The sequence below is a fragment of the Acinetobacter gandensis genome, assembly GCF_001678755.1.
Lineage (GTDB): Bacteria > Pseudomonadota > Gammaproteobacteria > Pseudomonadales > Moraxellaceae > Acinetobacter > Acinetobacter gandensis.
The window spans coordinates 239,662-266,198 of the sequence record NZ_LZDS01000028.1; the positions used below are offsets into that span (position 1 = coordinate 239,662).

Here is a 26,537-nt window from a genome sequence, read left to right on the forward strand (position 1 = left end):
CATTAAGCTCTTGGTGAAATAACATATTGTTGTGTTGTTGGTTTTAATAAAGCATCAAAAATGACAGGCTCATATAAAGGATGAATATTTAAGTAAGCTTGAATACTTAAACAAAGTGCGCCCATGTTATGACCATCCATTAACATCTCAACGCGAATTTGTTTTAGGCGAGGTTCATGTGCTGCAATTGACTGTTGAATTGACTGACAGATTTTGTCTCTATCTGTAGGATTCGCCGTTGATAAACCGACAAAATCGATAATGCCAAATTGCAAAATAGACTTTTGTGCCAAGGGAAAATCATCAATACAATTATCCAGTTTAGCCATTCGACTATTGAGCAAATCTTCTAAATCTGTAGCGACAGATTCACGAAGTTCTTGTAAAGATAAACCCTGTGTATGTTGCGCATCGGATGGCAGTAACCGGTCAAAAAGTGTCGTTCTAAAACCGTAAGGATAAAGTTGATCGAGATTCATATCTTCTTATTAAAATGAGGAAAGAAAACATAGAGGCTAACTGAGTTAACCTCTATGGAAGTCAATATATTACGCTGCGTAAGAAGCAGTGTTATTTGACAATGACCATTTCTTCGTAACAGCACCTTTCGCAGTACCGTTAATATCTTGTTGGTTATATGTCCACTCTACAGCAGCATATTTCAAACCAAATGATTCGTGAGGAACACCTTCATCGTTTACTGTAGGTGTCACGCTTGAAACAAGTACATGTTTCAATTTGATTTGAAGATATTTAATACGTTTGTCGCCATTTGCACGGTAGAAATCAATTTGAACTTCGTCAAATGTATAACCCGCTGAACACGCTTCCCATAATTTTGGGCTCGTTGCATCAAGGTCTTTAACGAAAATCATATCTGAATGTTCAACACGTTCAGCAGTATGACCACCAACACTTGAAGACGTTGCAGATTTTGGTTGACGAATATTGTGCGTCCAAGAGTTCACTTCTAACCAACTCTTATGCTCAGCATCACGAGATTCGCCATCTACTTTGTACTTACCACGAAACTGAATGTATATATCTTTCATTGTTCTGCATACCTATTTATTTAAAGTTATTATAAAGTTGACCCAAAATTAATTTGAGGACTGAGGTAACTCTGTCACAAGTCGTAAAGAAACAGACAACTCATCCAACTGGAAATGTGGTCTTAGGAAAACCACAGATTTGTAGTGACCAGGCATTGCTGGGTTCTCTACAACTTTTACAGAAGCTTCGCGAAGTGGATACTGTGCTTTTGCTTCTTGAGATGCGCCATCATCCAGTAATACATATTGTGAAAGCCATTCATTTAAGAATGTTTCAACATTACCCGCTGATGCAAAACTACCAACTTTGTCTCGCATCATCGCTTTTAAATAGTGGGCAATACGTGAAACAGCCATAATGTATTGAATTTGGCTTGATAATGCGGAATTGGCATTTGCAGTATCACTGTCATATTTCTTTGGTTTTTGCGTTGATTGTGCACCAAAGAAAGCAGCATAGTCGGTATTTTTACAGTGTACCAATGGAATAAAGCCAAGGTCACTGAGCTCTTTCTCACGGCGATCTGTAATTGCAATTTCAGTCGGACACTTGAATACCACTTCACCATCATTGGTTTTAAAAGTATGTACAGGTAAGCCTTCAACGAGGCCACCACCTTCAACACCACGAATTGCTGCACACCAACCGTGCATATCAAATGCATTGGTTAAGCGAGTACCAAAGGCATAGGCTGCATTCATCCATAAATATTCATTATGGTTTTCACCTGAAACTTCCTCAACATAGTTGAAGCCTTCAGTTGCTGTACCTTCTTTAGGATGATATGGCAAACGGCCTAATACACGCGGCATAGTCAATGCTACGTAACGAGCATCATCACTTTCACGGAAAGAACGCCATTGAACATATTCTGCAGTTTCAAAGATTTTTGAAACATCACGAGGACGATCTATATCTGTATATGATTCTAAGCCCAACATATTTGGACTTGCCGCTGAAATAAACGGTGCGTGTGCTGCCGCTGCAACATGAGAAATTTGTTCAAGCAAATACATATCTGAAGGTGTACGATCAAACTCGAAATCACCAATCAGCGTTGCATAAGGTGCACCACCAAAAGACCCATATTCTTCTTCATAGATCTTTTTAAACAATGTACTTTGATCAAAATCAGTCGCGCCTTGGAAATCTTTAATTAATTCTTTTTTGGTCGTATTTAACATACGAATTTTTGTCAAAGAATTAGACGGAGTTTCTTGGCAGAAATAGTACAAACCACGCCATGTTGATTCAATTTTTTGAAATTCAGCATGGTGCATAATTTTACTAAGTTGAGAAGAAATCAAGGCATCAATTTCTGCAATACGCTTATCAATTGATAAAGTCATGTTTTCAGAAACTGTAATGGTGCCAGCCATAACTTCTTTGGCAAGTTCACCAATTAAACTTTTTGCGCGATCATGCTCTTGGTCTGTACGTGCAATACGACTTTGCTCAACAATCGAGTCCAATAAAGAATATTCTTCAGTTTCAACATTCGCTGCAGCTGCAGTATTGAAATTACTCATTTTCTGCCTCCACACTCAACTTTCGAATTTGATCAGTATTGCTCAATACTTCATCAAGCAAGTCTTCTAAGCGCTCATTGTTCGAAATTTTATTGCGCAAGTCAGATAAACGTTCACGTGCAGCGACCAATTTTTGTAATGGATCAACTTGTTGCACAACATGTTCTGGTGTGAAATCCGCCATACTTTTGAATGTCAAATCAACTGACATTCTCCCACCGTCTTCAGTAAGTGTATTGTCGACCTGAAAATTTGCACGTGGAGCCAATGACTCCATAACTTCATCAATATTGTCGAGATCAACATTAATAAATTTTTTGTCTTTTAGTTTCGTTTTTTCTACTTCTGACGCTGCAGAGAAATCACCTAAAACCCCAACTACAAATGGTAATTCTTTAATTTCTTTACCATCACCAACTTCAACGTCATATGTCAACTGTACACGAGGTGGACGAATGCGTTGTAGCTTTTTTTGCACACTTTCACGTTTTGCCATGAGTGTTTTCCTTGTTATTTATTTTTTAACGTATCAAATGGTGAAGTACCAGAAGCCTGTTTTTTTGTAGTTGCCACTGGCTTCTTAGTCGTTTCAACAGGCTTTTTCGCCTTAGCTTGAGTCTGCTTAGGCTTTGAATTTGCCTGTTTTTTAGGCTTTTGAGTCGTTTGTCTTGGTTTATATGCTGCTGGTTTATCCGTTTGGGTATCTTTAACCGCAGAATTCGTTTTTTCACTTACCGGTTGAATGTAGCGAATATTATCTGCAAACACTTTTGCTGGTGCATAAGTCGTTTCATCTAAGGTTCTGTTTTCATTCGAGCGCATATTGTTTAAAGCGTTATATGAAATTGCTACACCTGCTAAGAATGTCACATCCGTTAATTCCGGCGATTGAAACTTGCGACCACGTAATTCATCAACAACCTGCAAGGCTTTGAGGTTATAACCATTATTTTGATATTTTGTCGCAATATTAGTAAGCAGCTGATTCTTCAGTGTTTCATCTTTTTTATTTTTCTTATCACATAATTGATTATAAAAACCAATAATTTCAGGATCAGTGTCACCTACTGCAAGCGGATAATCTTTTAAGCAGGATTTTTTAATTGAAACCCCATCATCCTTTGCAAAAATACTTTGTGACAAACAGCTAGCTAAAATTATAGGAAGTACAACAATACTTTTTTTCAAAATTGCCTCTGGACTTAAAAGTACATTCGTAAATGTAATTATTTGGAGAATTAATCGCAAAAATTGCGGGTTTTCTCTACTTTTATCGAAATAAAAATCTGCCGGAAAATTTAACAAAAAATAGCCTATCCGAGTCAATACAAAAATCTGCCAAAAACGTCAAAGTTTGTCACCTATTTGTTTTTTTTTGTTTCATTTCTTTAATAAATCTATTTCCTTTCCTCATTTAATCTGTATTATGTCGCGTAAATCTAAATACCAAATTAATATAAGGTATTGATTTAAAAGTTTTTATTTATATAGAAAAAATTAAAGAATTCACAACAATGATGTCAATATTCAAATTGTGTGTTCTAAATCTGATGAGTTTTTTATGAATAATTTGAAAGTTTTAATTACAAAACTGTCACCGCACGCACGTATTTCTCTTGAAAAAACTGCCAATACTTGTATTTCGCAACAGAATTATGAAATTGAAATCGAACATTTTTTATTAGAATTACTCAATCAAAATTACAAAAACGATTTACAGATTTTACTTGAAAAATATAAAATTTCTAAAGATGGTTTAATTGATGATTTAAAAGAAAGTATCTCTCAATTACCTAAGGGAAACACCCGAACCCCGATTTTTGCGAAATCAATAGTAAGATTACTTGAACAAGCTTGGCTACTCGCTTCAGCAGAACAAAATCCATCAATTCGAAGTGGACATTTACTGGTGGCTTTTTTAACGGCACCAGATCTATATCAAATCGCGATTCGTGCATCATCCCTATTTGAACTACTGCCAATTGATACCATCAAACATAAGTTTTTAGATGTATGTCAAAGTAGTGTAGAAAATTCAGAAATTGATCAGTCTCAACAAAAAAACAGCGCTAAAGAAAATACAAATCAAAGCACTGTAAATAAAACACCTGCTCTCGATCAATACACCATCAATCTCACTGAAAAAGCCAAAAATGGAGGGATTGACCCTGTAATTGGTCGTGAATTTGAAATCCGATTGATGTTAGATATTTTAATGCGTCGCCGCCAAAACAACCCAATTTTAACAGGCGAACCTGGTGTAGGAAAAACGGCTGTTGTCGAAGGTTTAGCGCTGAAAATTGTAACAAATCAAGTTCCAGATGCTCTTAAAAACGTCAGTATTCACACACTTGATATGGGCTTATTACAAGCTGGTGCAAGTGTTAAAGGTGAATTTGAAAATCGATTAAAACAAGTTATCCATGAAGTTCAAGCTTCTGCTCACCCTATTATTTTGTTTATTGATGAAGCACATACCTTAATTGGTGCCGGTGGTCAAGCTGGGCAAAATGATGCTGCAAATTTACTTAAACCTGCTTTAGCACGGGGTGAATTAAGAACGATTGCTGCAACCACTTGGGCTGAATATAAACAATATTTCGAAAAAGATGCTGCTCTAAGCCGTCGCTTTCAAGTTATTCAAGTTGCTGAACCAACTGAAGAAGTTGCAATCGATATGTTGCGCGCCATGATTCCAGTCATGGCAAACCATTTTAAATTGCTAATTGATGATGAAGCGATTGTTACAGCAGTACATTCTTCACACCGTTATATCAGTGGTCGTCAACTCCCAGATAAAGCAATTAGTGTCTTAGATACAGCTGCTGCGCGTGTAGCACTGACACAAAACGCCCAACCGGTAAAACTCGATCAGCAACAAGCTCAGTTACACAATTTAAATTTAGAATTAAATTTATTAGAAAACGAACATAAAAATATTCCAATTCATCATGAACGAATAGAACAATTAAAGTCGGAAATAAGTCACTTATCAGCCGAAATTAGTGTTACTGAAACACAATGGCAAACGGAACGAGCTCTAGTCGATAAAATTAAAGCACTTGAAATTGATTCGAGTGAATCACAACAAAAAATTGAAGAAATTAATACTCTACGCAGCGAACTTGTACAAATTCAAGGTCAAACTCCACTGGTTTTTGAACGTGTTAATGCTCAAATCATAAATGAAATTATTTCTGACTGGACTGGTATCCCAGTTGGGAAGATGGTGAATGATGAAATTAAGCAAATTTTAAAACTTGAAGAACAACTTGAACAGCGTGTTATGGGTCAGGATTATGCCTTGCATCAGTTGGTCCAAGGTATCAAAACCTCAAAAGCGAAATTAGAAGACCCGAATAAACCACAAGGGGTCTTTATGTTGGTTGGCCCGAGTGGTGTTGGTAAAACCGAAACTGCTTTAGCACTTGCAAATGAACTGTATGGTGGTGAATCTCATTTGATTACTATCAATATGTCTGAATACCAAGAAGCACATACTGTTTCATCTTTAAAAGGTGCGCCTCCTGGTTATGTCGGTTATGGGCAAGGCGGTGTATTAACAGAAGCTGTGCGCCGCAATCCTTATAGTGTTGTGCTTTTAGATGAAATTGAAAAAGCACATAGTGATGTTCAAGAATTATTTTATCAAGTATTTGATAAAGGTACCTTAGAGGACGGTGAAGGTCGTATTATTGATTTTAAAAATACGACGATTTTATTGACTTCAAATGCTGGCTCAAGTGCGATTATGCAAGCTTGTCTTAATCAGCCTGTAGAAGAATGGCCAACGGCAGAAGAATTAATAGATGTTTTAAAACCTTCGCTTTACAAACAATTCAAACCTGCTTTTTTAGGTCGTATGCGTATTGTTCCGTATTTCCCTTTACACGATGATTTACTGGTTCGCATTATTCATCACAAACTTGGGAAAATTACAGCACGTATTGAAAAGCAATATGGTACTCAAACACGTTATAGCGAAGATTTAGTTGAATTACTTTTAAGCCGCTGTACTGAAGTCGATAGTGGCGCACGTAATGTTGATAACATACTAAATGCATCCGTGCTCCCTGCTCTAGCGACTCAAATACTGATGGCCATGAGTGAACAAAATATTCCGGCAGTGATTGAAATAGATGTTAAGGATGGCGAAATAACCTATAAGCTTGATCCCAAAGCAAAAACTGTAAAAAAGCGTGCAAGCAAAAAGCCAAAAACACTAGAAGCTTAAGTTAGGAAGATGATCAAAATATGAGTCTAGAACTCGAAACTTTGTTGCAACCGATATCAGATGATCAGCCATGTGGTAGTGATTATTCTTTTTCAAATGATTTCCATGCAATTAAAAAAGCAAAAATTGCAGATGACCCTTTACTCGATCAAGGCGATTGGGTTGCTGAGCCTAAGCAAGCTGATTGGGGATTTGTTCAACAAAAAGCATCTGAACTTTTGCGTGATCAAACAAAAGACATTCGTTTATATGGTTGGTTGTTAGAAGCTTGGACAAATAATTACGGTTTTGAAGGAGTTGCAAAAGGTTTAGAACTATTACAACGTAGTTTAGAAACCTTTTGGTTGCCATTACATCCTGAAATTGAAGACGAAGATTTAGATCAACGTTTAGGTTTATTACAGGGTATTACCAATCAAGTTCCAGCATTGATTAAATCCGTTAACATTGTCAATGGACATAGCCCATATTCACTTGCGGATTATGAAGGCTTATTACATCAACAGAACCAGCGCCGTAAACAAAGTCAGGAAGATGATGATTTTGATCAGCCTGTCAATGTCATGGAACAGTTTGAACATGCTTTATTTAATACTTCAAAATCAATTCAATATCAGTCTTATCAACAATTTGTTGAATTGCTGAAGCATTGGCATAACCTGAAAGAGACTCTGGATCGTTTGATGGGTTTAGATGCACCAACTTTTGCTGCAATTGATTCACAAATTGAAATGATCCATATCAGTTTAAAAAAACTTTATAAAGCTGAAGCTTTTGGTTCCTCACAGTTAGCAGAAACTGCAACTTTTACTGAATCAAATGTTTCAAATTCGCTACCACAATATGAACAGCCCTCTATGCAAGTATTACAACAACAGCATACGCAGCAATTTCAGCCTCAGGTACAAAACCATTTGCAAAATCGCGAACAAGCAATGAAAGTTTTGCAAGAAATTGCCGATTATTTTCAAGTAAATGAACCGCATAGTCCGGTCAGTTATATGCTGCAAAAAACGATCAAGTGGTCTCAAATGCCATTACATGAATGGCTAACGCAAGTAATTAAAAATGAAAATCCCTTAGAAGCGGTACAAGAGCTTTTAGGCGTGCAGCAACAATCAAGTGAATCAAATAGCGACTGGTAATAACAATGTTTAAAGCAGAAAAAATCTTATGGGGCGAAGGTTTATTTTTACGTCCACAACACTTCCAGCTGCAAGACGCCTATCATGAACAGCGCTTAAACCACACGGTGCGAGCAACAATACCATTTGCCTATGGCGTTCAAAATTTATTTTTTGATGAATCTCAATTGAGTGTTAACACCTTAGCATTACATAAAGTTGAAATGATTTGGCAAGATGGTGATATTTATCAAGCCCCTGCCCAAGACCTTTTGCCAGAACCCGTTTTACTCGATTCTTTAAATTTACGCGGTGAAATGCAGATTTATCTTGCTTTACCTATTGTGCAGCCGAATAAATCCAATGTTAGTTTTGAATCCAGCACCCAATCGAGTCGCTATCACTCACACTTGACCGAAACTCATGACCTTTTTACTGACGCTTCAGCTGCTGAAATTACATTGCTACGTCGTCGTGCCGAATTTAAAATTTTTGAAATGGGACATGAGCCACAACAAAATCTAGATGGCTTCCTGTATATGCCAATTGGGCGAATTAAACGACAAAGCTCAGGTAACTTCGTACTAGATTATCAGTTTATTCCACCGATTTTACATATCAGTTCGTGTGACTCGTTAATGACGAGTTTAAAACGAACACTCAATATTATTAAAGCAAAAATTAAAACCATCCAGTCTAATAATCGTGAAAATGAACAAAAGCTCATTGAGTTTCGTTCTGGTGATATTGTGTCATTTTGGCTTGTAAATGCGTTAAATACGGCACATGCAACATTAAATCATTTATTCCAATACCCTACGATTCATCCGGAACGTCTGTATTTTGAATTGCTGCGTTTAACAGGTTCACTTCTGACATTTTCTACAGCGTATGACGTTGATCACTTGCCACAATATCAACACCATAATTTACAAGAAAGTTTTGCCCAACTTGATGTGATTTTACGTGACCTACTGGATACGATAATCTCAAATCGCTATATCAGTATTAGTTTGAAGGAAACTCGACCTTCTTATTGGGTGGGTAGCCTAGAAAGTGACAAAATCACGCGTGATTCACGTTTATATCTAGCAGTATCTAGTAGTGTAATGCCTACACATGACATTATTTCTTATGTGCCGCTACGCTTTAAAGTTGGTAATACAGTGGATGTAGAACAACGCGTCATGGCAGCGCTTCCTGCCGTACCATTGCAGCATATGATGCAAGTTCCTACTGCAATTCCTGTTCGCTCGGGTGTGAATTATTTTGAAGTTGAGCCAAATAACGACCTTTATCAACGCATGATTGATTCCGAATCAATTTGTGTCTACATGCCAGCTGGCTTCCAAGATATTTCTATTGAATTAATTGCAGTAATGAACGGTTAAGGAAACATGATGAATATTTCAAATAATGCTCCATCTTTATTTGATGATGGTCAAATTGGTCAAGGTTCTTTGAAACAGACAGCTGAACCGAAATTAAATAGTTCTAGCAATTTAGTTGATTTGCTCCATGATGGCTTTTACATTGTTTTTCTTTTAAAAAATCAATATGTACCTTCAAATCCAGAGAACTTCAGAAATAAGGTTATGGATTTGCTGAATCGTTTTGAAAGTCAGGCACGAAAGCTTCAATTCAGTAATGAAGATATCACCGATTCTAAATATGCATTTTGTGCACTAATTGATGAAACAATTGTTACACAACAAGATCCACGTTTTTTTGATTTGCAAAATAACTGGATGATGAATCCACTACAGCTAAGTTTGTTTGGTTCTCAACTTGCTGGCTATCGTTTTTTTGAAAATTTAGAACAAATTAGAGCAAAAGATAAATCAAGACTGGCGGCACTTGAAGTTTATCACTACTGCATGTTGCTTGGTTTTCATGGTAAATACCGACTTGAATCGATAGAAATGTTGAACTCTTTGGTCGCTCGAGTTGGTGACGAAATTGATTATATGAAAGGCAAAAAAGCATTTTCACCTTTTGCTGCTTTACCGGATCAAATTAAGAATATTATTCATCGTGAATTACCCTTCTTTTGGATTTTAATTTTTTGGGCATTGTTTGCAGTCTTGGCCTTTGGTGGATTGAAATATATGCTATCGAACCAAAACACCAAAGCATTATCGCAATACCAAAATGTTATTACAGCGCCATCTGAACAGGCTTATATCACTATTCATTTACCATAAGAAAATGATGACATGGCAAACGAAAAATCGAATAACGTAAGAATTTTACAATCTACGCAAAAAAATAATTTACCTCCAATGGTGCATGCAGCAATTGGATTTTTAGTCGGTATCGCTTTGATCATTGTGATTGGCCTGGCATATATTTATCTTTTTTCTGATGAAGAAGCTGCTGATGGGGCAAAAGAAACAGTAAATTCAGTGAATAAAGCTGAAAGTAATGATCGTTTGCAAGCACAAAATGCTTTAAATAATGAAACGGAAATACAGAATACCCGTTCTAATGAAGATTCATTTCAATCAAAAGTTAAAACTGAACCATTAGATGATAAAGATGAGGATGACTTATATTCAAATGATCTTGCAGTTTTCAGTCATCCAACTCATGAAAAAGCCAAAAATCAAAGTCAGAATGTGCAAAATTCAGGATCACCCTTTGATATCACACAGTTAAATAAGAAAGCACCAAGCACGCATGTCGAAACTCAAAAACATCCAGTAGCACCAACCACAGTTAAAGCAAAAACAAACATACAGCCTCCTGTTCAAGCAAAAGCTACTCCAGTGAAAACGGTTAAACCAGCGGAATCAAGCAAGCCTACAGAAGTGGAACATTTTGAAGAACCAATGGGCGGCACACAAATTTCGGTGACGAAAAGAGTGAAAGAAGTGAGTACACCAGCTGTAGCTATAAGTGCGCCATGATTATTTTCTTGATTGGTAGCTTTCTAACATTAGCACTGGTGACAGTGCTTTGTTTTTCTTATGAAGTCCGTAATCAGGTCAAAGAATTTTTCCTTGGTTTAATTCCACAAAGTAAAAAACAGATACAACATGCCCGAAAATTTGCTTATGAGTTTAATTACGCAGCTGCACCAAACCAAATTCAATCGCATTGGTATTTACAGCAGTGGTGGATTTTATTCGCAGGATTATTACTTTTTTCTAGTATCGTTTTATTTGCATTTACACGTCCAATTACTGCAAGCAAAGTTGAAGCTGACTATTTACGTAAAGCGGATCCTCAAATTTATGCCATGCTTGAAGGACAAATGCTGGATGCTCCTCCTGAAGTAGAAGAATATCTTGTACAAGAAGCGATTGCTGAAGAAGCGGCTGTAGAACAAGCCTCTATTATAGCGAGTAGCTTTAATCCTGAAGTTCAAGATATTCACACTCATTCTTATTCAACAGATGTACCTTCTGCCGATCGTAAGTGGCATAAAATGAATCCACGTTATAAGCAGCGCTTACTCATGGTTTTCAAAATTATGCGTGAGCAACATGGCTATGAGATGGTACTACTCGAAGGCTATCGTAGCCCAGAACGTCAAAATAATTTAGCTACCAATAAAAATACAACACGTGCACGTGGTTTTCAAAGTTATCACCAATTTGGTTTAGCTGCTGATGTTGCATTTAAACGAAATGGAAAAGTAGTCATTTCAGAACGCGACCCTTGGGCAATGCGCGGTTATCAACTTTATGGGCAGGCTGCTGAATCAGTTGGATTAACTTGGGGTGGTCGTTGGAAATCAATTCAAGACTATGGTCATACCGAATATCGTATGCCAGCCTTARCAAAGACTGCAGAAATGGCGGCTCTTTTAACATCTGAAGGACAACTTCAGGCCAGTAATATAAATATCGAACCCTGAGTTTTAATTTAAAAAGCCCTCAAAATAAATGAGGGCTTTTTTACTGATTACACAATATATGTTTGTAGTTGATCTAATACTTGTTGCGTTTTTTCTGCATGTAGCCAATGCCCAGCACCTTCAACCTCTATCACTTCTGCATGAGGAAAATGTTTAGCCAATGCTTCCATGTGTTCAGGTTTGGAGATATATGGAGATAAACTTCCTTTTAAAAATAGCGCTTCATTTTGCCAAGCAGTTTCACTATTCGGCCAATCTGTAATATCTTGATAATGGTTGTATAAGGCATCAATATTAAACAGCCATTTCCCTTTACTAAATGATTTTAATAAAAACTGAATAACCATTTCTGCCGATATATATTCACGCATAATTTCTATGGCTTGCTGGCGTGTTTCAATGTTGGCTTGTTCTACTGCAAATAATGCTTGAAATATCTCATCGTGATGCCGTTCCTTATATGCAAATGGTGCAATATCCAGTACAGCTAACTGTTCAACGCGATCGGTACTCAATGCTAGTTGCATTGCAACTTTCCCTCCCATTGAATGTCCAACCACGGAAAATTTTTTAATATTTAAATAATCGAGCGTTTCAAGTACATCATTTGCCATGTCGAAGTAATTCATTTCTTTGTCATGGGCAGAATGCCCATGATTGCGCAAATCTATTTGTACAACACTATGTGATTGTTGAAATGCTCTGGCTAACATGCCTAAGTTACTTAAACTCCCAAATAACCCATGAATGAAAACTAGTGGTATTTGTGAACTTTGGCTATTTTGATGAATCTCGTAGTTAAGGATCATTGTTCATTACTTTATTTAGTTAAGCTAATTTTGTATTTGTTTCGGTATTAAATCAATTGAGAAAATTTTATGTATATTTGCTTAGGCTATTTTATTTAGGATAATTTGCTTAGGCTATTTAAAGAAGTTATAAATCATTTAAAATTTAAAAAACGCAGCTTGAGCTGCGTTTCTAACGATAGATATTTTTAAAAATAGTTCAGCGGCAATTTTAAGTAACGAACCCCGTTGGACTCAGGTTCAGGAAACTTTCCAGCATCCATATTAATTTGTATTGCTGGTAGTATTAATTTTGGCATAGCTAATCTAGCATCTCGATGGTTCCTCATTTCTACGAATGCCTGTTTATCTGTCTGTGTATTGATATGTATATTTCTTGACTTTTGTTCTGCAATACTGCTGATACTACAAAATTTGCTCCGCCCTTCTGGCAAGTAATCGTGGCATAAATATATTTTTGTATCATCGGCTAACTGATATAACTTTTGAACAGAATCATACAGTGTTGATGCACTTCCCTTAGGAAAATCACAACGGGCTGTACCATAGTCAGGCATGAATAAGGTATCACCGACAAATACTGCTTCATTAGCAATGACATAACTCAAACAAGCAGGTGTATGTCCCGGCGTAGGAATATTATAAGCCTCTAACGCTCCGATATTAAACGTTTCATGATCATCAAATAAATAGTCAAAAGATTGATGTGAATTAAAATATTTCACATCAAAATTATAAATTGCACTAAATGTTTCCTGTACGATCGTAATATTATGACTTATTGCTACTTTGCCACCCAATTTAGCCTTTAAATATTGTGAAGCTGTAAAATGGTCAGCATGTACATGTGTTTCAAGAATCCATTCCACGCTTAGGCTATTTTCTAAAACGTATTGGACAATTTTATCAGCATTATATGTTTGTGTTGTGGCTGAAGCTGCGTCATAGTCTAAAACACTATCAATAATCGCACATTTTTTAGTGGCCGGATCAGCGACTACATAACTAAAAGTATTGGTATTTTCATCAAAAAAATCTTGAACAATTGCATTCATCGTCATTAATTCACTCTCATTATTTTATGATGCAACCATACACCGGCTAACATTGCCAAGATAAAATACAATGATTCGTAGTGACCCAGGCCAATAAGTGTAAATGCTGGAGCAGGACAAATTCCTGCGATTCCCCAACCAATACCAAATAGTAAGCTTCCCACAATCAATTTTGAGTCTATCTGTTTGTTTTTTGGTAAATTTATAGGATAACCATCTATAGTTTTAGGTGTGGATTTTCTTACAGCCAATTGAAATGGGATAAATGCGACTGCAATCGCACCCATCATCACAAATGCTAAACTGGCGTCCCAACTTCCAAATATATCAAGAAAACTCAACACCTTTTCAGGATTGGACATACCTGAAAATATCAAGCCTACTGAAAACAAACCACCAAAGATAAAAGCAAGTAAGTTTTTCATGCTGCAACTCCAATCACATGGCGAATCATATAGACAGTTACAACACCTGCTAACATAAACGTTAGAGTTGCAACGATCGAACGTTTTGATAATCGGCTGATCCCACATATGCCATGCCCACTGGTACAGCCTGAACCCAAACGTGTACCAAAACCTACTAATAAGCCAGCAACAATCATCATCCATGGGTTTGCATCAAGCTGTATTGTAGGTGTTGTAAGCTGTTTATAAATAAATGGAACGAGAATCAGACCTGATAAGAACCAAACTGCAGGTGTTTTAAAAATTGTGGCAGGGTTTAAAACTTGTGCAATTAAACCACTTATGCCCGCAATACGACCATGCACATATAAATAGCCCACCACCGCCAGGCCAAGTAAAGCTCCACCTAGAAATGCCATCATAAAAGGATGCATACAGATGCCCAATCCATCAATAACAATATATGTTTTTATAATATGTTATTTGTGAGAAGTTGCAAGTATTCTTCTATAATAATTTTATTAAAAAGTTAATTCGAATGAATGCAATATTTATTAAGACATTCTTCATAAAATTGAAAAATCAATGAATATATCCTCGGTAAATTTCTAACAAGCACATAATATTATTAAGTTCTGTTAATTAAATTTTATTTATAAATCAATATTAATGTCACTCAAAGTATCCTCCACCCATTCTATAACGTCAGATCCAAGCTCAATGATTTGTGAAATATCTATTCCAGAAGTCCAATCCGCACTGCTGAAATTTTCTTGCTTTTGCTGCTCTTCTGGCAATTGTTGTTCTAAATGAGCAACTTCTTCTTGCGCTTGCGTTGTTGTGGGTAAAGCAGCACGATTGTTCTGACTTGTCATTTTTATTCCTGATTTGTTACGCACTTATTGTCATTTAAATTATTCAGCTTCAAACTCTTTCAATACTTTTTCTACAAACCACCATGGCATTCGATGTAAACCTTGGTTCATTTTTAATATTTCAGCTTGTTCTATCTCAGCAATGAAAGATGCCTGTTGACCATCTGCTGAATTATCAAAAAGATAACTACGATCCGTCGCTTCAACAGCCTGCATAAGCAAATCCATACTTCGATAATAGCGTTCTCTTATTTTTAGTTCTGGCACATCATGTCCGCCATTTTGCACCCTATATTGTACTCTTGAAATATTAATAACTGGGTCAATCGTCGATACATAATATAAGTAGGTCTTAAACCCCTTCCGTTTCGCCTCGCGCAAAAATTCAACTTTAGAGATATGTGACATGACTGTTTCAAAAGTGAAACTGATTTTTAATTCTAAAAATTGGAGACGAATATAATCGATAATTCTGGCGCATGAATATGAATCAATTTGATCCGCTTGGAATTCAATTTTCCATGGATCAAGAATGATCGGTTGACTAACCAATAAAGGTATAAAATTGCCTTGAAATGGGCGCTTTTTTGTTTTTAAGAACTCAACTAAATCCACCGCTTTTAAAGCAGGATGGTAATTAATCAAATTGAGTTGTTTGGTTTTATTCAGTTCAGACTCTAGTTCGTCTGCATTTAAATAAGCCCCAATATGATGGGGCAACAAATATTCTTTAACAGTACTTTTACCCGATCCATTAGGGCCTGCAAACATCCGAATACGTGGTTGTGGAGGCATGGTATTAGATCGTTTCCTCACATTTCTTTTTTCGTTTTAATCTGTGTGGAATACCGTCTATTTGAACGAAATCAGAAGATACATCTTTAAGCTGAATTTCTTGGCCATTTTGCGAACGCTGAACTAATTGCTGACCTTTTACATAAACCACAGTCGAAGAAGCACTTGCTTGTTCAAAAGCATGGCGAAATGCATGAATTGCAAGATTCGGAATTAAATCATCCTCAAATTTACTTGCTTTCATCACTGAAGTATAAGCTGTCATTCAACCACTCCTCTAACATCGAAATGTGTTCAATCATCTTATCATACTGACTTATTTTGTCTATTTATCCATCAATGATTATGTAAAGACAAATAAAGAATTACGATGCTAAATATGTGCTTATTATGGGGTTACATTTTATCAAAATACTAAATTTAGATAAAAAAATAGCCACTTATTCAGTGGCCAAAAGAGAACGACATCAACAAGTTGATGTATTAGAACTTAGCCACATAACAGGACCAGGGATGTTTGTTATGTGTTTACGTTCTAACAGAAACATAATAATGTGATACAGTTGTCATTTTAAGCACTTTTCATATCATTTTCAGACAATCTTCATTTTCAGTTCAATATTTCTATAACATTTTCTTAAAATTTATATACCCAAGTGCTAGGTTTAATTTTATTCAACATATAAAAAAGCATCCTATGGCTGGATGCTTCATTTATCAAAATACAAATGGCTTAAATGGTCATTTAACTGATTCAGTCGAACAAAATGCACTTTCATTTAAACCTGATGATTGCATACTTTCTTGTTGCTGCTGCAAATAACGCTCAGCGACCGTTTGCATAATTCCAGCCATATTCAATGCAGCATTCTCTTGAGAAATTTCTAAAATGCGTTGGTATGCATTCAAACGTGTACAAAATGCTTTAGTTTGTTGCTCAGGACTTACCGTTGAATCCTCAACATCAAGTATTAGCTTTGTCTCATTAATTTGAGCCGTATAAAGTTCAATTTGGTGATCAAAATCAGTTTGAGATAAAAGTCGAATCGGCAGTAGCACCGATTCATTCGCATGCGTCGCTCCCTGCATGAAGCTAAAACATACAAGAAGAATAGAAGAAGCTTTATACATCATCCTTGAATGCATATAATTAAGCCTCTTCGCCTTCTTTCCAAATATCTTCATAGTCATCGGCATCAATCATAAAACGATAACCGACATCTAATGCTAAATAAGGCAGCACTTCTGGACAAATGTCTTGCATCTTACGAACAGTCATCGTTTCAAAGTTATCCGCACCTTCAAGCTCACCACCATAAATGTACCAACTTACATTTTCTTCACCTTCAGCAGGTTTACGAATCCCAACTATTGGGTCTTTATTTAAAGTGTGAACAGCAACTGCGACAACATCATCTCCACTCACTTCGATATAAGCTGATCCCACTTCCTCGCAAAGCAACTTTTGCTCAGCAATGAGTTCAGCTAAAGGTGATGAATTTTGTGCATTTTTGGCCATATTTAAGCTCAGAGGTAAATTGAATAATGCATTGTATAGCGAAATCGTAAAGCGAAAAAATTTATTTGGTGCCAGATTATAAAATCACAATCCGAAAGCCTAATCACCTCTTAGTTCTAATAATCAAAACTTCTGAAGATAACTTAAAATGAAAGATTCACCATCCTTACATTTACGCTTAAGCCCAATCATTCAGCCTATATGAGCACTTTAAATTCGAACTGCCATATGACTTCTGCCAATTTGGGAACTGAATCTTTTTTGTTGCGATAAGCTTAAATTCGAAAAATATGAGCAGAATGGTCAATTCAACTTTATAACATTTTAAAAAATATTGATGACATTAGACAAATGCTGATTACAGTAATGTATCCCTACTTTAGCTTGCCGATCACTATAGCTTGTAACGCTTATATTTAGCCTTCATACGTTTATCTAATTACTTAGTTTAATGTAATCCGAAATCAACCTTGAAATGAAAAATCAATCAAATCCCAATTTCATACATTCACAGCACATAAAGCTTTATTCATAATTCCACAATGTGACTTCCAAAGCTATTTTACACAAAAAAAACAGGCACAATTAATTGTTTTATATAAATATTATAAATAAAGAAAAATAAAAAAGTTGAGTTAAATAAACTTAACAAATACCAGCTCAGGCTAAGTGACAATCAAAATGAAATTGCCTTTAAGCAATAGGTTTAACTGTTAAATCGAGCATTCATAATAGCGATATAATTCAGCAAAAAATTATGTTCAAAGCAGTAATTCGTTAAGTAATCGAGATCAAGCTATTTTTTTGCTTTCAATACAGGATTTTGTGGCATTAAAAAGAAGATATACTGAGCGTTACATAAAAGATATGAACAGTTTTAGCCAATTGGGTTTAAAATAATGTTCTACAATATCATGATAAAAATGTAATCTTTTAACATTGCCAATTCTTTGCAAAGTTTGCATTATATTGCCCATTCTCGGTGTATGCCTTTCACGTCAATTCAAAGAAATTATAAAAAAAATGTGGAAATTTATGCCATAATGAGCAAACTTTGCAGACATCTTGCAAAGTAAATTTGCAAATTTTTATTGGAGCAAGCTGAATGAGCTCGACCATTTTGGTCATTCATGGACCGAATCTCAACTTACTGGGAAAACGTGAACCGGAAGTTTATGGGTATCTCACTTTAGACGATATTAACCAGAAACTAATTTCACAAGCTCAAAATGCATCCATTTCTCTCGATACTTTCCAAAGCAACTGGGAAGGCGCTATTGTCGACCGAATTCATCAAGCGCAACAAGAAGGCGTTCAATTCATCATTATCAATCCTGCGGCGTTAACACATACGTCTGTTGCAGTACGTGATGCCCTTCTTGGCGTTGCCATTCCATTTATCGAAGTACATTTATCTAATGTCCATGCCCGTGAAGCATTTAGACATCACTCCTATCTTTCTGATAAAGCCGTTGGCGTTATTTGTGGTTTAGGCGCAAAAGGATACGCTGCCGCATTAGACTTCGCCATCGAAAAAATTCAACCAACTTCTCAATCTTAATTAGGAATACTGTTCATGGATATCCGTAAAATCAAGAAACTCATCGACTTGATGATTGAATCTGACTTACAGGCGATCGAAGTTAAAGAAGGCGATCAATCAATCGCATTAACTCGTCGTAATCCAGTGGTTGCAGCAGCTGTTCCTGCAATGCCTGCTCCTGCTGCTGAAGCACCAGTTGCTCGCTCTCCACGTGGTGCTGTTGAAACATCTCCAATGGTTGGTGTGTTCTATGCAGCACCAAACCCAGGTGAAGCACCATTTGTTAAAGTGGGTCAGACTGTTTCGGCTGGTGAAACACTTGGTATTATTGAAGCAATGAAAATCATGAACCCAATTGAAGCAACTCAAAGCGGTGTGATTGAAGAGATTTTGGTTAAAAATGGCGAAGTGATCCAATTCGGTCAACCATTATTCCGCTATCGCGCTTAAGACCACGGGGAATCATAATGTTGCAAAAAGTTTTAATTGCAAACCGTGGTGAAATTGCCTTGCGCATCACTCGTGCTTGCAAAACTTTAGGAATTAAAACCGTTGGGGTTTATTCCGATGCCGACAAAGACCTAATGCACTTACGCTTTTGTGATGAAGCAGTGTGTATTGGACCTGGTGCCAGCAGCGAAAGTTATTTAAATATTCCAGCACTCATTACAGCTGCTGAAATTACTGGTGCAGATGCCATCCACCCAGGCTATGGCTTCTTATCAGAAAATGCTGAATTTGCCGAAATTGTTGAAAACTCAGGTTTCATCTTTATCGGTCCACGCCCTGAACATATTCGCTTAATGGGGAACAAAGTTTCTGCCATTATTGCAATGAAAAAAGCAGGCGTACCTACAGTTCCGGGCTGTGACCATGCGGTTACCATCCATAATGCCTTAGCAGAAGCCAAAGAAATTGGCTTCCCATTGATCGTTAAAGCTGCTTCAGGCGGTGGTGGTCGTGGTATGCGTATTGTTGAGCGTGTAGACACCCTACTCGAATCTGTTCAAGCTGCGCAGCGTGATGCTGAAATGTGGTTTGGTGACGACACCGTATATATGGAACGTTTCCTGCAAAAACCTCGTCACGTAGAAGTACAAGTATTAGCAGATGGTAATGGTCATGCAATTCACTTGTATGATCGTGACTGTTCTTTGCAACGTCGCCATCAAAAAGTACTAGAAGAAGCACCTGCTCCTGGCCTACCAGAACAAGCACGTGCTGACATCTTAGAAGCATGTGTGAATGCTTGTAAATTGATGCAATATCGTGGTGCGGGTACGTTTGAGTTCTTATTTGAAGATGGCGAATTCTTCTTTATTGAAATGAATACACGTGTTCAAGTAGAACATCCTGTAACCGAAATGGTGACAGGTGTTGATATCATTGAGCAACAGCTTCGTATTGCTGCTGGCCTTGGTTTAAATCTTCAACAAGAAGACATCACGCTCAGTGGTCATGCCATGGAATGTCGTATTAACGCAGAAGACCCTTCAACATTTATGCCGTCTCCGGGTAAAATTGATCACTTCTATGCACCAGGTGGAGCAGGTATTCGTCTTGATTCTCACATTTATCAAGGCTATAGCATTCCTCCTTACTATGACTCCATGATTGCAAAACTCATTGCACATGGTAAAGACCGTGACGCATCTATTGCACGAATGAAACAAGCTTTAGAAGAAATCATTTTGACAGGTGTGAAAACCAATATCCCACTTCACAAAGATTTAATCCTTGAAGATAAAAACTTCTGTGAACAAGCAATGGATATTCATTACCTTGAAAAACATTTGCTGAAAAAAATTGAAGGACATGAGGAAAAATAATTTCCTCCCGCAATACTAAAAAGCCACTCTCATGAGTGGCTTTTTAGTGATTTAACATAAAAAAAAGTTATGTTTAAGGCAGTACACGTCGTAAAGTTGCAAAGCATTGCTCAGCTTGATCGTTGGCACAAAAATTGATAACTGAGGGACTTTTCCATTTTACAAAATATTGCGAAATTTCGCCTGTTTGATCCTGCACATTGCCGGAACAATCCATCTGATTATTATCATATTTCACTTGCAAAATGAGCGCTGGAATTTGAGCATTTGGATCTTGAGCTGGTTGATAATCATAAACACCAGATGACCACTCTTCACCACTTTTAATCACAACATCATTATTACCTTTGAAATTGTAATATTCGATACACTTACGATTATTTGGGATTTCCATCCCCCATAAACCGACCAATTCAGATCGAGTGGTCACTTTAAAATTATTCACTGCTTCAACTTGTTTTTTGCTATCAGCTTGCAGTTCTGTTTTTTTATTATCCGCCGCCATGACTACGAATGAACTCAACATGAGTAAAACTGTCAGATATGCTTTTTTCATACATTTAATCAGTCATATAAATCATCTACCTAAAGTAACATATTTTTTTAAATTTCCTCGGTTTATCACACTTTCATAACAATGATTTTTCTTAATGACTATTTACATACAATTCCATACACCTGTGTTTGCCTGCATAAAAACCAATTAAACGCGAACCACATCACATTATTCATAATTTATACATTATTCTGTGGGTGGAATCGTTTATGATATTTAGACTTAATGATTCTTCTAACAAAATTACTTAGGCTATATAAAGGCTAATGAAATTGCATCTGAACGGTCTTACACCACCATCGACTCATCAAAGTTATTCTTTTGCAATTATTGCCGTAGTTATATTTGTATTCTGTTTAGTTGGTATTTTCAGTCGTCCATTAACCTACTTAGCTATTTTTTGGCCTGCCAATGCAGTCCTACTCGCCTTATTTTTACGTTTTCCACAATTAAGTAACACAGGAGGTTGGTTAGGAGCTTTCACAGGTTATATGCTCGCCGATTTATTGACCGGCAACTTCTTACAACTAACAACCATACTCACTTTTGCAAATCTAATTAATACAGCTGTATCACTTTTTTTTATACGTTACTTTCATATCAATTATTTAAATTACAATAAAGGTTTTACCTTTCTAACGATGTTTGCAATTTTTGCTGTTGGCGGTTGTCTAGCTGGTGCTACATTTGCAATTTTTACAGTTCCCTATGTATCTAATACATTTATGTCGACAGATCGTCTTTGGATTGATTTCGGGATGTGGTGGGTCACTGAAATCGTCAACTGTTTAATTATGCTTCCATTAATTTTAGCCTTCCCCCAATTGAAAGAGTTAAAACAAATCATACATAATCGCCGACATCGTGATTATCATTTCAATGAAATTTTACCAGTGATGAGTGTGGGTCTATGTGTCATTCTCACAGCAGTTTCGCCGGGTCCAGGAGCAATTTTATATCCATTAGCAGCATTAATTTGGGCTGCACTGACCTATCAATTATTTACGTTAACGATTATTAATGCAGTCGTGATTCTAGCGACCTACTACAACCTAAATCACTTTTATCTTGCAGACTCCACGAACGCCTATTTATCGACAGCTATATCTGTACGTATTGGTTTAGCTATGCTTATTCTTGCACCTATTATTTTGTGTATTATTAGCCGAAATCGGCATGAATTATATAAAGAAGTACTTTATCTAGCAAATCATGACAGCCTTACACATGCAATGAATCGCCGTTTTTTCTTTGAACAGGGTGAACTCTATTTAAAAAATCGAACTGAAACTACATTTTCAATCATCATGCTTGATATTGACCATTTTAAGAAATTAAACGATCAATATGGACATTATGTCGGTGATGTCGTCCTTCAGCAGTTTGCTAATACGATTCGAAAAAACTTGCGTGAAGAAGACTTATTTGCTCGTATCGGTGGTGAAGAATTTGTTATTTTACTGCGTAATATTCAGGCAGATGAAGCACAAAAAATTGCTGAACGTATTCGAAATATTGTTGAAACAACGCCTATACAGATCGATCAAGACAATGAACTTTATATCACGGTGAGTATCGGTATTACACATGAAACACTACCTGACGCACCAAGTTTACAATTCTTGATTAATCAGGCGGATCAAGCACTTTATCAAGCCAAACAATTAGGACGCAATCAAGTCATACTTGCAAACTGTTAATATTCATTCATTTGGATAATCTAAACTTAATTTTGCTGAATCACCTTTGGTAAACACGCAACAAAGATAAATGCAGGAATAAGGGATAAACCTGCGATCATAAAAATACATTCGCCAGTCAAAATATCCCAATATTTACCTGCCAAAATACTGCCTAAAGCAACACCTAAACCCCACATAGTACTGTATAGCGCTTGCCCGCGCCCTTGTTGATTTGCATTGAAATTTTGAAAAATAATCCGCATCGCAATCATATGAAATAGCCCGAAGCTAAAAGCATGAATAGTTTGCGCTAGAAACTGCGCTATAAAACTATTTGGGAATAATCCAACGGCAATCCAACGTAAACTCGTTAGAATTAAGCATGCTGTAACTAAGGTTCTCCACGAAAAGTGTTTTAGAAAAAGGTTTGCGTATGCAAACATAATAATTTCAGCAATAACACCAACAGACCACAACAAACCAATGATTGTTGTGTTAAAGCCAGCTTGACTTAAAAAATTACTATAAAAACTATAAAAAGGTGCATGAGAAAATAAAAGAAAAAATTCAATAATAAAGAAACTGGCCACAACAGGACGTTTCAAAACTGGCCATAAAGGCTCTAGTTGCTTTTGAGAACTTGGTGCCGAACTCGGTTCTTTAATCGTAAATGACCAGAGAAATGCTAAAAAAGCAATACAAAGCAACATAATAGGTAGCATCGATATTGGAATGACTTCAAGCAAAGCCCCAATACCAAATACGCCAACAATAAACCCTACTGAGCCCCACTTACGTACTTTTCCATATAAAGCCGCGCGTTTTTCCCCCAACCAAAATAAAGTTACCCCTTCAAACTGAGCCAATATGGCATTTTGAAAGAAGCTGAATACCAGCATGAGTAATGCAACAGACTGAAAACTGTTTGGAATTATAAAAATCAGAAACCAAATACAAGCTTCCATCCATGTCGCAATGCGTACCAGCATCATGCGCTTACCCGATTTATCGGCAATCCAACCCCAAATAAATGGGGCAAAAAAACGTGTCACTATCGCTATAGAAGATAACAATCCAATTTCTTGATAATTAAAGCCTTGATCTGCTAAATACAGGCTCCAAAATGGCATAAATGTGCCAACAATTGCATAGTAGAAAAAGTAGAATCCACCTAGTTTGGAATGGATTGGAATGTTAAGCATCAAGCTGTATTCCTTAGTATTTACAATAGGTTATAAACTTTTCAGAGTTGTATGCTTTTGCATCTAAAAGGCTTGGTTAGGATATGGCGAGTATACAAATCAGTATACAAATTTATTTTAATTAAATTATTTCAAAATTTGTATACTTTTACTAAAATCTTGGTCTTATTTTATTTTTTCATTAATAAACAAATATTTATTTTTATCTCATAAATTATCACATATTAATAAAAAACCGCCCGAAGGCGGTCTATTTTTACTTAAGCAATCTGTATCTCGCATGCGGAAGTGTCTGTAGTTCAAACATGTGGTCGTAATCATAATGTGGCATTTTGAATCCGCATTTTTTGCTCACGTCTGAAATAGCACTGCTCATAGAGAACATATTATCGTTAAGCATACTCACCAGTAATGGATTAAGTTTGGCCAATGTTGGGCTATGCGTGTTCCACCATGCCTGAAAGAATCGAGCATGTACGCAGAGCATTTCTAGGGATTGTTTTTCATCTATATGTTGATATCTGCAAGTTCAAACCTGTGAAATCGATACCCCAATTCTTCAGCATGGTCATAACGATCTACACTCCAAGCCTTGGTAGCAATATTGCCTTTACGACCACCAGACCACGGACCTGTTGCGATTTCAATTAACATCCGATGTTCAATCAGGTGCAAGTCAAAACGCCAATTTTTCGTACTTTTGAAATGAAAGTATTCTTCATATTTCATTTTCATCCGATCTAATATTTCTTTTAACCGCTCGAATGCTTCTAAGTATTTTTCACTGGCTTTAGGTAGTGGCCTGGAACGTGGTTTCTTTTTAGGCGGAATCTTTTTAGTTAGGTTTTTATAGGCATCAAGTTCCATATTTCACCCAATAAAAAACCTCCCGGAGGAGGTTAATTTAATTGCATGTAAAAATTAAAATAACTTAAATATTTTTCCAGTTTTATCACTGTAGAAATGCATATCAAAGCTAGGCTTAATTATTTCATCTTCTATATTTAGATAACGGACGCAATCACCAAAACTATTTGGCTCATCAGATGATTTTTCGCACATAGCTTCTAGTGTATAGACAGCGCCATGTTGATCAACCACATCTAACATTACTTTGTTTAATAAATTATCCATGTATTAGCCATCAATCCCAACGATTTCACTCGCTTGGAAACCACGTTGACCTTTTGATACGCTAAACTGTACACGCTGACCTTCAGCAAGTGATTTGAAACCACCTGAAATGATTTGAGAAAAATGAGCAAAAACTTCTTCGCCATTATCAGCCGCGATGAAACCGAAGCCTTTAGTATCGTTAAACCACTTAACAGTGCCTGTAGTTAAATTTGACATAATAATTTCCTTTAATAATATTTAATTTAGAGTTCTTGAAAAAATTAAGAAAATAAATAATTAATTTATAAATAATTTAATTAAAAAATTTTAGCTCTAAGTTGTTCAGGTTTAAGAGTGAGAGTTTAAAAATACAATTTATATAGTTTATTTAGTTCAGTATAAAAAGATTTACCATCAATATTTAAAGTTAACTTTTGTCCTGATTCTAAGACAACTTGTTTAGCAACTTCAACTAAGGTTTTACCATTCAAGTTGCTTTGAATTTTTTTTAACGGAATAATATTCACACGAATTTCATCACCGTTAGTTGCTGAAGCAGTAGTCCAGCCGTTAGATATGTTCATTTATTGACTCATATAATGAGCTTTTGTAAACAGAATAGTATTAAAAATAAAACCAACTTTGATTTTGGAGATTGTTCACTTAAGAAAAATTTAAACTTATGATATTTACAGTAGCTTGAAAAAATAGATAAAAATCAGATTAGTATCTTTAGAATTTTAAGGAAACCCACGAATAGCTGTAGGCTTCCCTTGATCGGCATGATGCGAATTCATGCTATGCGTTAACTGTTTGAATTCGATGCTTTAGCACCAGATTGGAGGGAATACGCAATTCCATTAACAACTCAAACACTACCGTTCCGCTTACGGATTCGATCAAACACACTATAGCACCAGTGCCCAGATTTACCTATGTTTATTTAACAATTATTTTATAAGAGTGATTTTAAAGCAATTTTGACAGTATTCAATTTCACCATCTATACATTGATGCTTTTTACTTAATCCATGTATGCCAAACATACATTTAAAAAATTGCATCATAATCACACCAGAAATCTAATTTTAAAATCATATATTCACGTTTTATTGTGATATGCGCTCTAATATCTCAACTCTTTGTCTTTTTTTATCCTCATAAATGTAAATTGTTACTGCAATAACACTTATTAAAAATAATGGGCTTTGTTGCACAAAGATTTGAAATGCAAAGCGCCCCTAATTGAGCCAAATTTAAGGCGTAACTTGGGTAAGTGGTCGACCTAATTCCGTAAATCTGTTAAGAACTGCTACACGTGCATGGATCTCATTCACTTGGCTATCA

Annotated in this window: 29 protein-coding genes and 1 pseudogene; 10 read left to right on the top strand and 20 right to left on the bottom strand. The window is 36.2% G+C overall.

Features of this window, described 5'->3' with window-relative positions:
* Positions 1–2: 2 nt before the first annotated feature.
* The 5 genes from tssE to A9J31_RS13420 form a co-directional block, all read right to left on the bottom strand.
* Positions 3–479, bottom strand: a complete 477-nt coding sequence (tssE, locus tag A9J31_RS13400) for a type VI secretion system baseplate subunit TssE (protein ID WP_067766904.1) — start codon at positions 477–479, stop codon at positions 3–5.
* Positions 480–548: 69 nt separating this feature from the next.
* A complete protein-coding gene (locus tag A9J31_RS13405; RefSeq protein ID WP_067766907.1) occupies positions 549–1,052 on the bottom strand; it encodes an Hcp family type VI secretion system effector in 504 nt (167 codons plus the stop codon).
* 48 nt (positions 1,053–1,100) lie between these two features.
* Positions 1,101–2,582, bottom strand: a complete 1,482-nt coding sequence (tssC, locus tag A9J31_RS13410) for a type VI secretion system contractile sheath large subunit (RefSeq protein WP_067766909.1) — start codon at positions 2,580–2,582, stop codon at positions 1,101–1,103.
* Positions 2,575–3,078 carry a type VI secretion system contractile sheath small subunit gene (gene tssB, locus A9J31_RS13415; protein WP_067766912.1) on the bottom strand — a complete coding sequence of 168 codons (504 nt, stop codon included), beginning with the start codon at positions 3,076–3,078 and terminating at the stop codon, positions 2,575–2,577. Before tssB ends, tssC begins: the two co-directional genes overlap by 8 nt.
* Positions 3,079–3,092: 14 nt before the next feature.
* On the bottom strand, positions 3,093–3,887 hold the full coding sequence (locus A9J31_RS13420) for a hypothetical protein (protein ID WP_081410333.1): 795 nt from the start codon (positions 3,885–3,887) through the stop codon (positions 3,093–3,095).
* Between the two features lie 256 nt (positions 3,888–4,143).
* On the opposite strand from A9J31_RS13420, the gene tssH reads away from it, so the two are divergent.
* The 6 genes from tssH to A9J31_RS13450 are packed head-to-tail and all read left to right on the top strand — an operon-like array spanning position 4,144 to position 11,802.
* Positions 4,144–6,816, top strand: a complete 2,673-nt coding sequence (tssH, locus tag A9J31_RS13425) for a type VI secretion system ATPase TssH (RefSeq protein ID WP_067766915.1) — start codon at positions 4,144–4,146, stop codon at positions 6,814–6,816.
* A gap of 20 nt (positions 6,817–6,836) precedes the next feature.
* Positions 6,837–7,961, top strand: a complete 1,125-nt coding sequence (gene tssA / locus A9J31_RS13430; RefSeq protein ID WP_067766918.1) for a type VI secretion system protein TssA — start codon at positions 6,837–6,839, stop codon at positions 7,959–7,961.
* Positions 7,962–7,966: 5 nt separating this feature from the next.
* The gene (gene tssK / locus A9J31_RS13435) at positions 7,967–9,331 is read left to right on the top strand and encodes a type VI secretion system baseplate subunit TssK (RefSeq protein WP_067766921.1); all 1,365 of its coding nucleotides are present in this window, start codon (positions 7,967–7,969) and stop codon (positions 9,329–9,331) included.
* A gap of 9 nt (positions 9,332–9,340) precedes the next feature.
* Complete coding sequence (icmH, locus tag A9J31_RS13440) at positions 9,341–10,144, top strand: type IVB secretion system protein IcmH/DotU (protein WP_067766924.1); 804 nt, start codon at positions 9,341–9,343, stop codon at positions 10,142–10,144.
* Positions 10,145–10,156: 12 nt separating this feature from the next.
* Positions 10,157–10,849 carry a hypothetical protein gene (locus A9J31_RS13445; protein ID WP_067766927.1) on the top strand — a complete coding sequence of 231 codons (693 nt, stop codon included), beginning with the start codon at positions 10,157–10,159 and terminating at the stop codon, positions 10,847–10,849.
* Complete coding sequence (locus A9J31_RS13450) at positions 10,846–11,802, top strand: M15 family metallopeptidase (protein WP_067766930.1); 957 nt, start codon at positions 10,846–10,848, stop codon at positions 11,800–11,802. Before A9J31_RS13445 ends, A9J31_RS13450 begins: the two co-directional genes overlap by 4 nt.
* A 47-nt stretch (positions 11,803–11,849) precedes the next feature.
* Here A9J31_RS13450 and A9J31_RS13455 read toward each other — a convergent pair whose 3' ends face one another.
* From A9J31_RS13455 to A9J31_RS13495, 9 genes are all read right to left on the bottom strand, one after another.
* The gene (locus A9J31_RS13455) at positions 11,850–12,611 is read right to left on the bottom strand and encodes an alpha/beta fold hydrolase (protein ID WP_067766933.1); all 762 of its coding nucleotides are present in this window, start codon (positions 12,609–12,611) and stop codon (positions 11,850–11,852) included.
* 188 nt (positions 12,612–12,799) lie between these two features.
* Positions 12,800–13,666, bottom strand: a complete 867-nt coding sequence (locus A9J31_RS13460) for an MBL fold metallo-hydrolase (RefSeq protein ID WP_067767035.1) — start codon at positions 13,664–13,666, stop codon at positions 12,800–12,802.
* A 5-nt stretch (positions 13,667–13,671) separates the two neighbouring features.
* Entirely contained in the window at positions 13,672–14,091 is a 420-nt protein-coding gene (locus A9J31_RS13465; RefSeq protein WP_067766936.1) for a YeeE/YedE family protein, read from the bottom strand.
* Positions 14,088–14,507 (bottom strand): YeeE/YedE family protein, encoded by a 420-nt coding sequence (locus tag A9J31_RS13470; protein WP_067766939.1) that lies wholly within the window; start codon positions 14,505–14,507, stop codon positions 14,088–14,090. Before A9J31_RS13470 ends, A9J31_RS13465 begins: the two co-directional genes overlap by 4 nt.
* Positions 14,508–14,726: 219 nt before the next feature.
* The gene (locus A9J31_RS13475) at positions 14,727–14,948 is read right to left on the bottom strand and encodes a hypothetical protein (protein WP_067766942.1); all 222 of its coding nucleotides are present in this window, start codon (positions 14,946–14,948) and stop codon (positions 14,727–14,729) included.
* Between the two features lie 39 nt (positions 14,949–14,987).
* Positions 14,988–15,719 (bottom strand): ATPase, encoded by a 732-nt coding sequence (locus tag A9J31_RS13480; protein WP_067767038.1) that lies wholly within the window; start codon positions 15,717–15,719, stop codon positions 14,988–14,990.
* Positions 15,720–15,747: 28 nt separating this feature from the next.
* On the bottom strand, positions 15,748–16,008 hold the full coding sequence (locus A9J31_RS13485; RefSeq protein WP_067766945.1) for a hypothetical protein: 261 nt from the start codon (positions 16,006–16,008) through the stop codon (positions 15,748–15,750).
* Positions 16,009–16,484: 476 nt separating this feature from the next.
* The gene (locus A9J31_RS13490; RefSeq protein ID WP_081410334.1) at positions 16,485–16,877 is read right to left on the bottom strand and encodes a hypothetical protein; all 393 of its coding nucleotides are present in this window, start codon (positions 16,875–16,877) and stop codon (positions 16,485–16,487) included.
* Between the two features lie 16 nt (positions 16,878–16,893).
* On the bottom strand, positions 16,894–17,262 hold the full coding sequence (locus A9J31_RS13495) for an immunity protein Imm33 domain-containing protein (RefSeq protein WP_067766948.1): 369 nt from the start codon (positions 17,260–17,262) through the stop codon (positions 16,894–16,896).
* Between the two features lie 1,105 nt (positions 17,263–18,367).
* Between A9J31_RS13495 and aroQ the strand changes: the two genes are divergently transcribed.
* The 3 genes from aroQ to accC are packed head-to-tail and all read left to right on the top strand — an operon-like array spanning position 18,368 to position 20,634.
* Positions 18,368–18,823 carry a type II 3-dehydroquinate dehydratase gene (gene aroQ / locus A9J31_RS13500; protein WP_067766951.1) on the top strand — a complete coding sequence of 152 codons (456 nt, stop codon included), beginning with the start codon at positions 18,368–18,370 and terminating at the stop codon, positions 18,821–18,823.
* Between the two features lie 15 nt (positions 18,824–18,838).
* Positions 18,839–19,255, top strand: a complete 417-nt coding sequence (gene accB, locus A9J31_RS13505) for an acetyl-CoA carboxylase biotin carboxyl carrier protein (protein ID WP_067766954.1) — start codon at positions 18,839–18,841, stop codon at positions 19,253–19,255.
* A 17-nt stretch (positions 19,256–19,272) separates the two neighbouring features.
* On the top strand, positions 19,273–20,634 hold the full coding sequence (gene accC / locus A9J31_RS13510; RefSeq protein ID WP_067766957.1) for an acetyl-CoA carboxylase biotin carboxylase subunit: 1,362 nt from the start codon (positions 19,273–19,275) through the stop codon (positions 20,632–20,634).
* A gap of 73 nt (positions 20,635–20,707) precedes the next feature.
* Here accC and A9J31_RS13515 read toward each other — a convergent pair whose 3' ends face one another.
* Positions 20,708–21,190 carry a hypothetical protein gene (locus tag A9J31_RS13515; protein ID WP_067766960.1) on the bottom strand — a complete coding sequence of 161 codons (483 nt, stop codon included), beginning with the start codon at positions 21,188–21,190 and terminating at the stop codon, positions 20,708–20,710.
* A gap of 266 nt (positions 21,191–21,456) precedes the next feature.
* On the opposite strand from A9J31_RS13515, the gene A9J31_RS13520 reads away from it, so the two are divergent.
* Positions 21,457–22,890, top strand: coding sequence for a GGDEF domain-containing protein (locus A9J31_RS13520; RefSeq protein WP_067766963.1), 1,434 nt, complete (start codon positions 21,457–21,459; stop codon positions 22,888–22,890).
* A gap of 26 nt (positions 22,891–22,916) precedes the next feature.
* On the opposite strand, the gene A9J31_RS13525 is transcribed toward A9J31_RS13520, so the two are convergent.
* From A9J31_RS13525 to A9J31_RS13545, 5 genes and pseudogenes are all read right to left on the bottom strand, one after another.
* Positions 22,917–24,074 (bottom strand): MFS transporter, encoded by a 1,158-nt coding sequence (locus A9J31_RS13525; protein ID WP_067766966.1) that lies wholly within the window; start codon positions 24,072–24,074, stop codon positions 22,917–22,919.
* 522 nt (positions 24,075–24,596) lie between these two features.
* Positions 24,597–24,941, bottom strand: a pseudogene (locus tag A9J31_RS13530) (hypothetical protein); the annotation flags it as partial.
* Between the two features lie 54 nt (positions 24,942–24,995).
* Complete coding sequence (locus A9J31_RS13535) at positions 24,996–25,208, bottom strand: hypothetical protein (protein ID WP_067766969.1); 213 nt, start codon at positions 25,206–25,208, stop codon at positions 24,996–24,998.
* Between the two features lie 3 nt (positions 25,209–25,211).
* A complete protein-coding gene (locus A9J31_RS13540) occupies positions 25,212–25,427 on the bottom strand; it encodes a cold-shock protein (RefSeq protein WP_067766972.1) in 216 nt (71 codons plus the stop codon).
* A 125-nt stretch (positions 25,428–25,552) separates the two neighbouring features.
* Positions 25,553–25,774, bottom strand: a complete 222-nt coding sequence (locus A9J31_RS13545) for a transposase (RefSeq protein WP_067766975.1) — start codon at positions 25,772–25,774, stop codon at positions 25,553–25,555.
* Positions 25,775–26,537 lie beyond the last annotated feature (763 nt).

Bases quoted from the DNA above. Each gene is read 5' to 3' on its own strand.
- tssE (WP_067766904.1), bottom strand. From the start codon at position 479: ATGAATCTCGATCAACTTTATCCTTACGGTTTTAGAACGACACTTTTT.
- A9J31_RS13405 (WP_067766907.1), bottom strand. From the start codon at position 1,052: ATGAAAGATATATACATTCAGTTTCGTGGTAAGTACAAAGTAGATGGC.
- tssC (WP_067766909.1), bottom strand. From the start codon at position 2,582: ATGAGTAATTTCAATACTGCAGCTGCAGCGAATGTTGAAACTGAAGAA.
- tssB (WP_067766912.1), bottom strand. From the start codon at position 3,078: ATGGCAAAACGTGAAAGTGTGCAAAAAAAGCTACAACGCATTCGTCCA.
- tssH (WP_067766915.1), top strand. From the start codon at position 4,144: ATGAATAATTTGAAAGTTTTAATTACAAAACTGTCACCGCACGCACGT.
- tssA (WP_067766918.1), top strand. From the start codon at position 6,837: ATGAGTCTAGAACTCGAAACTTTGTTGCAACCGATATCAGATGATCAG.
- tssK (WP_067766921.1), top strand. From the start codon at position 7,967: ATGTTTAAAGCAGAAAAAATCTTATGGGGCGAAGGTTTATTTTTACGT.
- icmH (WP_067766924.1), top strand. From the start codon at position 9,341: ATGAATATTTCAAATAATGCTCCATCTTTATTTGATGATGGTCAAATT.
- A9J31_RS13445 (WP_067766927.1), top strand. From the start codon at position 10,157: ATGGCAAACGAAAAATCGAATAACGTAAGAATTTTACAATCTACGCAA.
- A9J31_RS13455 (WP_067766933.1), bottom strand. From the start codon at position 12,611: ATGATCCTTAACTACGAGATTCATCAAAATAGCCAAAGTTCACAAATA.
- A9J31_RS13460 (WP_067767035.1), bottom strand. From the start codon at position 13,666: ATGAATGCAATTGTTCAAGATTTTTTTGATGAAAATACCAATACTTTT.
- A9J31_RS13465 (WP_067766936.1), bottom strand. From the start codon at position 14,091: ATGAAAAACTTACTTGCTTTTATCTTTGGTGGTTTGTTTTCAGTAGGC.
- A9J31_RS13470 (WP_067766939.1), bottom strand. From the start codon at position 14,507: ATGCATCCTTTTATGATGGCATTTCTAGGTGGAGCTTTACTTGGCCTG.
- A9J31_RS13475 (WP_067766942.1), bottom strand. From the start codon at position 14,948: ATGACAAGTCAGAACAATCGTGCTGCTTTACCCACAACAACGCAAGCG.
- A9J31_RS13480 (WP_067767038.1), bottom strand. From the start codon at position 15,719: ATGTTTGCAGGCCCTAATGGATCGGGTAAAAGTACTGTTAAAGAATAT.
- A9J31_RS13485 (WP_067766945.1), bottom strand. From the start codon at position 16,008: ATGACAGCTTATACTTCAGTGATGAAAGCAAGTAAATTTGAGGATGAT.
- A9J31_RS13490 (WP_081410334.1), bottom strand. From the start codon at position 16,877: ATGATGTATAAAGCTTCTTCTATTCTTCTTGTATGTTTTAGCTTCATG.
- A9J31_RS13495 (WP_067766948.1), bottom strand. From the start codon at position 17,262: ATGGCCAAAAATGCACAAAATTCATCACCTTTAGCTGAACTCATTGCT.
- aroQ (WP_067766951.1), top strand. From the start codon at position 18,368: ATGAGCTCGACCATTTTGGTCATTCATGGACCGAATCTCAACTTACTG.
- accB (WP_067766954.1), top strand. From the start codon at position 18,839: ATGGATATCCGTAAAATCAAGAAACTCATCGACTTGATGATTGAATCT.
- accC (WP_067766957.1), top strand. From the start codon at position 19,273: ATGTTGCAAAAAGTTTTAATTGCAAACCGTGGTGAAATTGCCTTGCGC.
- A9J31_RS13515 (WP_067766960.1), bottom strand. From the start codon at position 21,190: ATGAAAAAAGCATATCTGACAGTTTTACTCATGTTGAGTTCATTCGTA.
- A9J31_RS13520 (WP_067766963.1), top strand. From the start codon at position 21,457: ATGAAATTGCATCTGAACGGTCTTACACCACCATCGACTCATCAAAGT.
- A9J31_RS13525 (WP_067766966.1), bottom strand. From the start codon at position 24,074: ATGCTTAACATTCCAATCCATTCCAAACTAGGTGGATTCTACTTTTTC.
- A9J31_RS13535 (WP_067766969.1), bottom strand. From the start codon at position 25,208: ATGGATAATTTATTAAACAAAGTAATGTTAGATGTGGTTGATCAACAT.
- A9J31_RS13540 (WP_067766972.1), bottom strand. From the start codon at position 25,427: ATGTCAAATTTAACTACAGGCACTGTTAAGTGGTTTAACGATACTAAA.
- A9J31_RS13545 (WP_067766975.1), bottom strand. From the start codon at position 25,774: ATGAACATATCTAACGGCTGGACTACTGCTTCAGCAACTAACGGTGAT.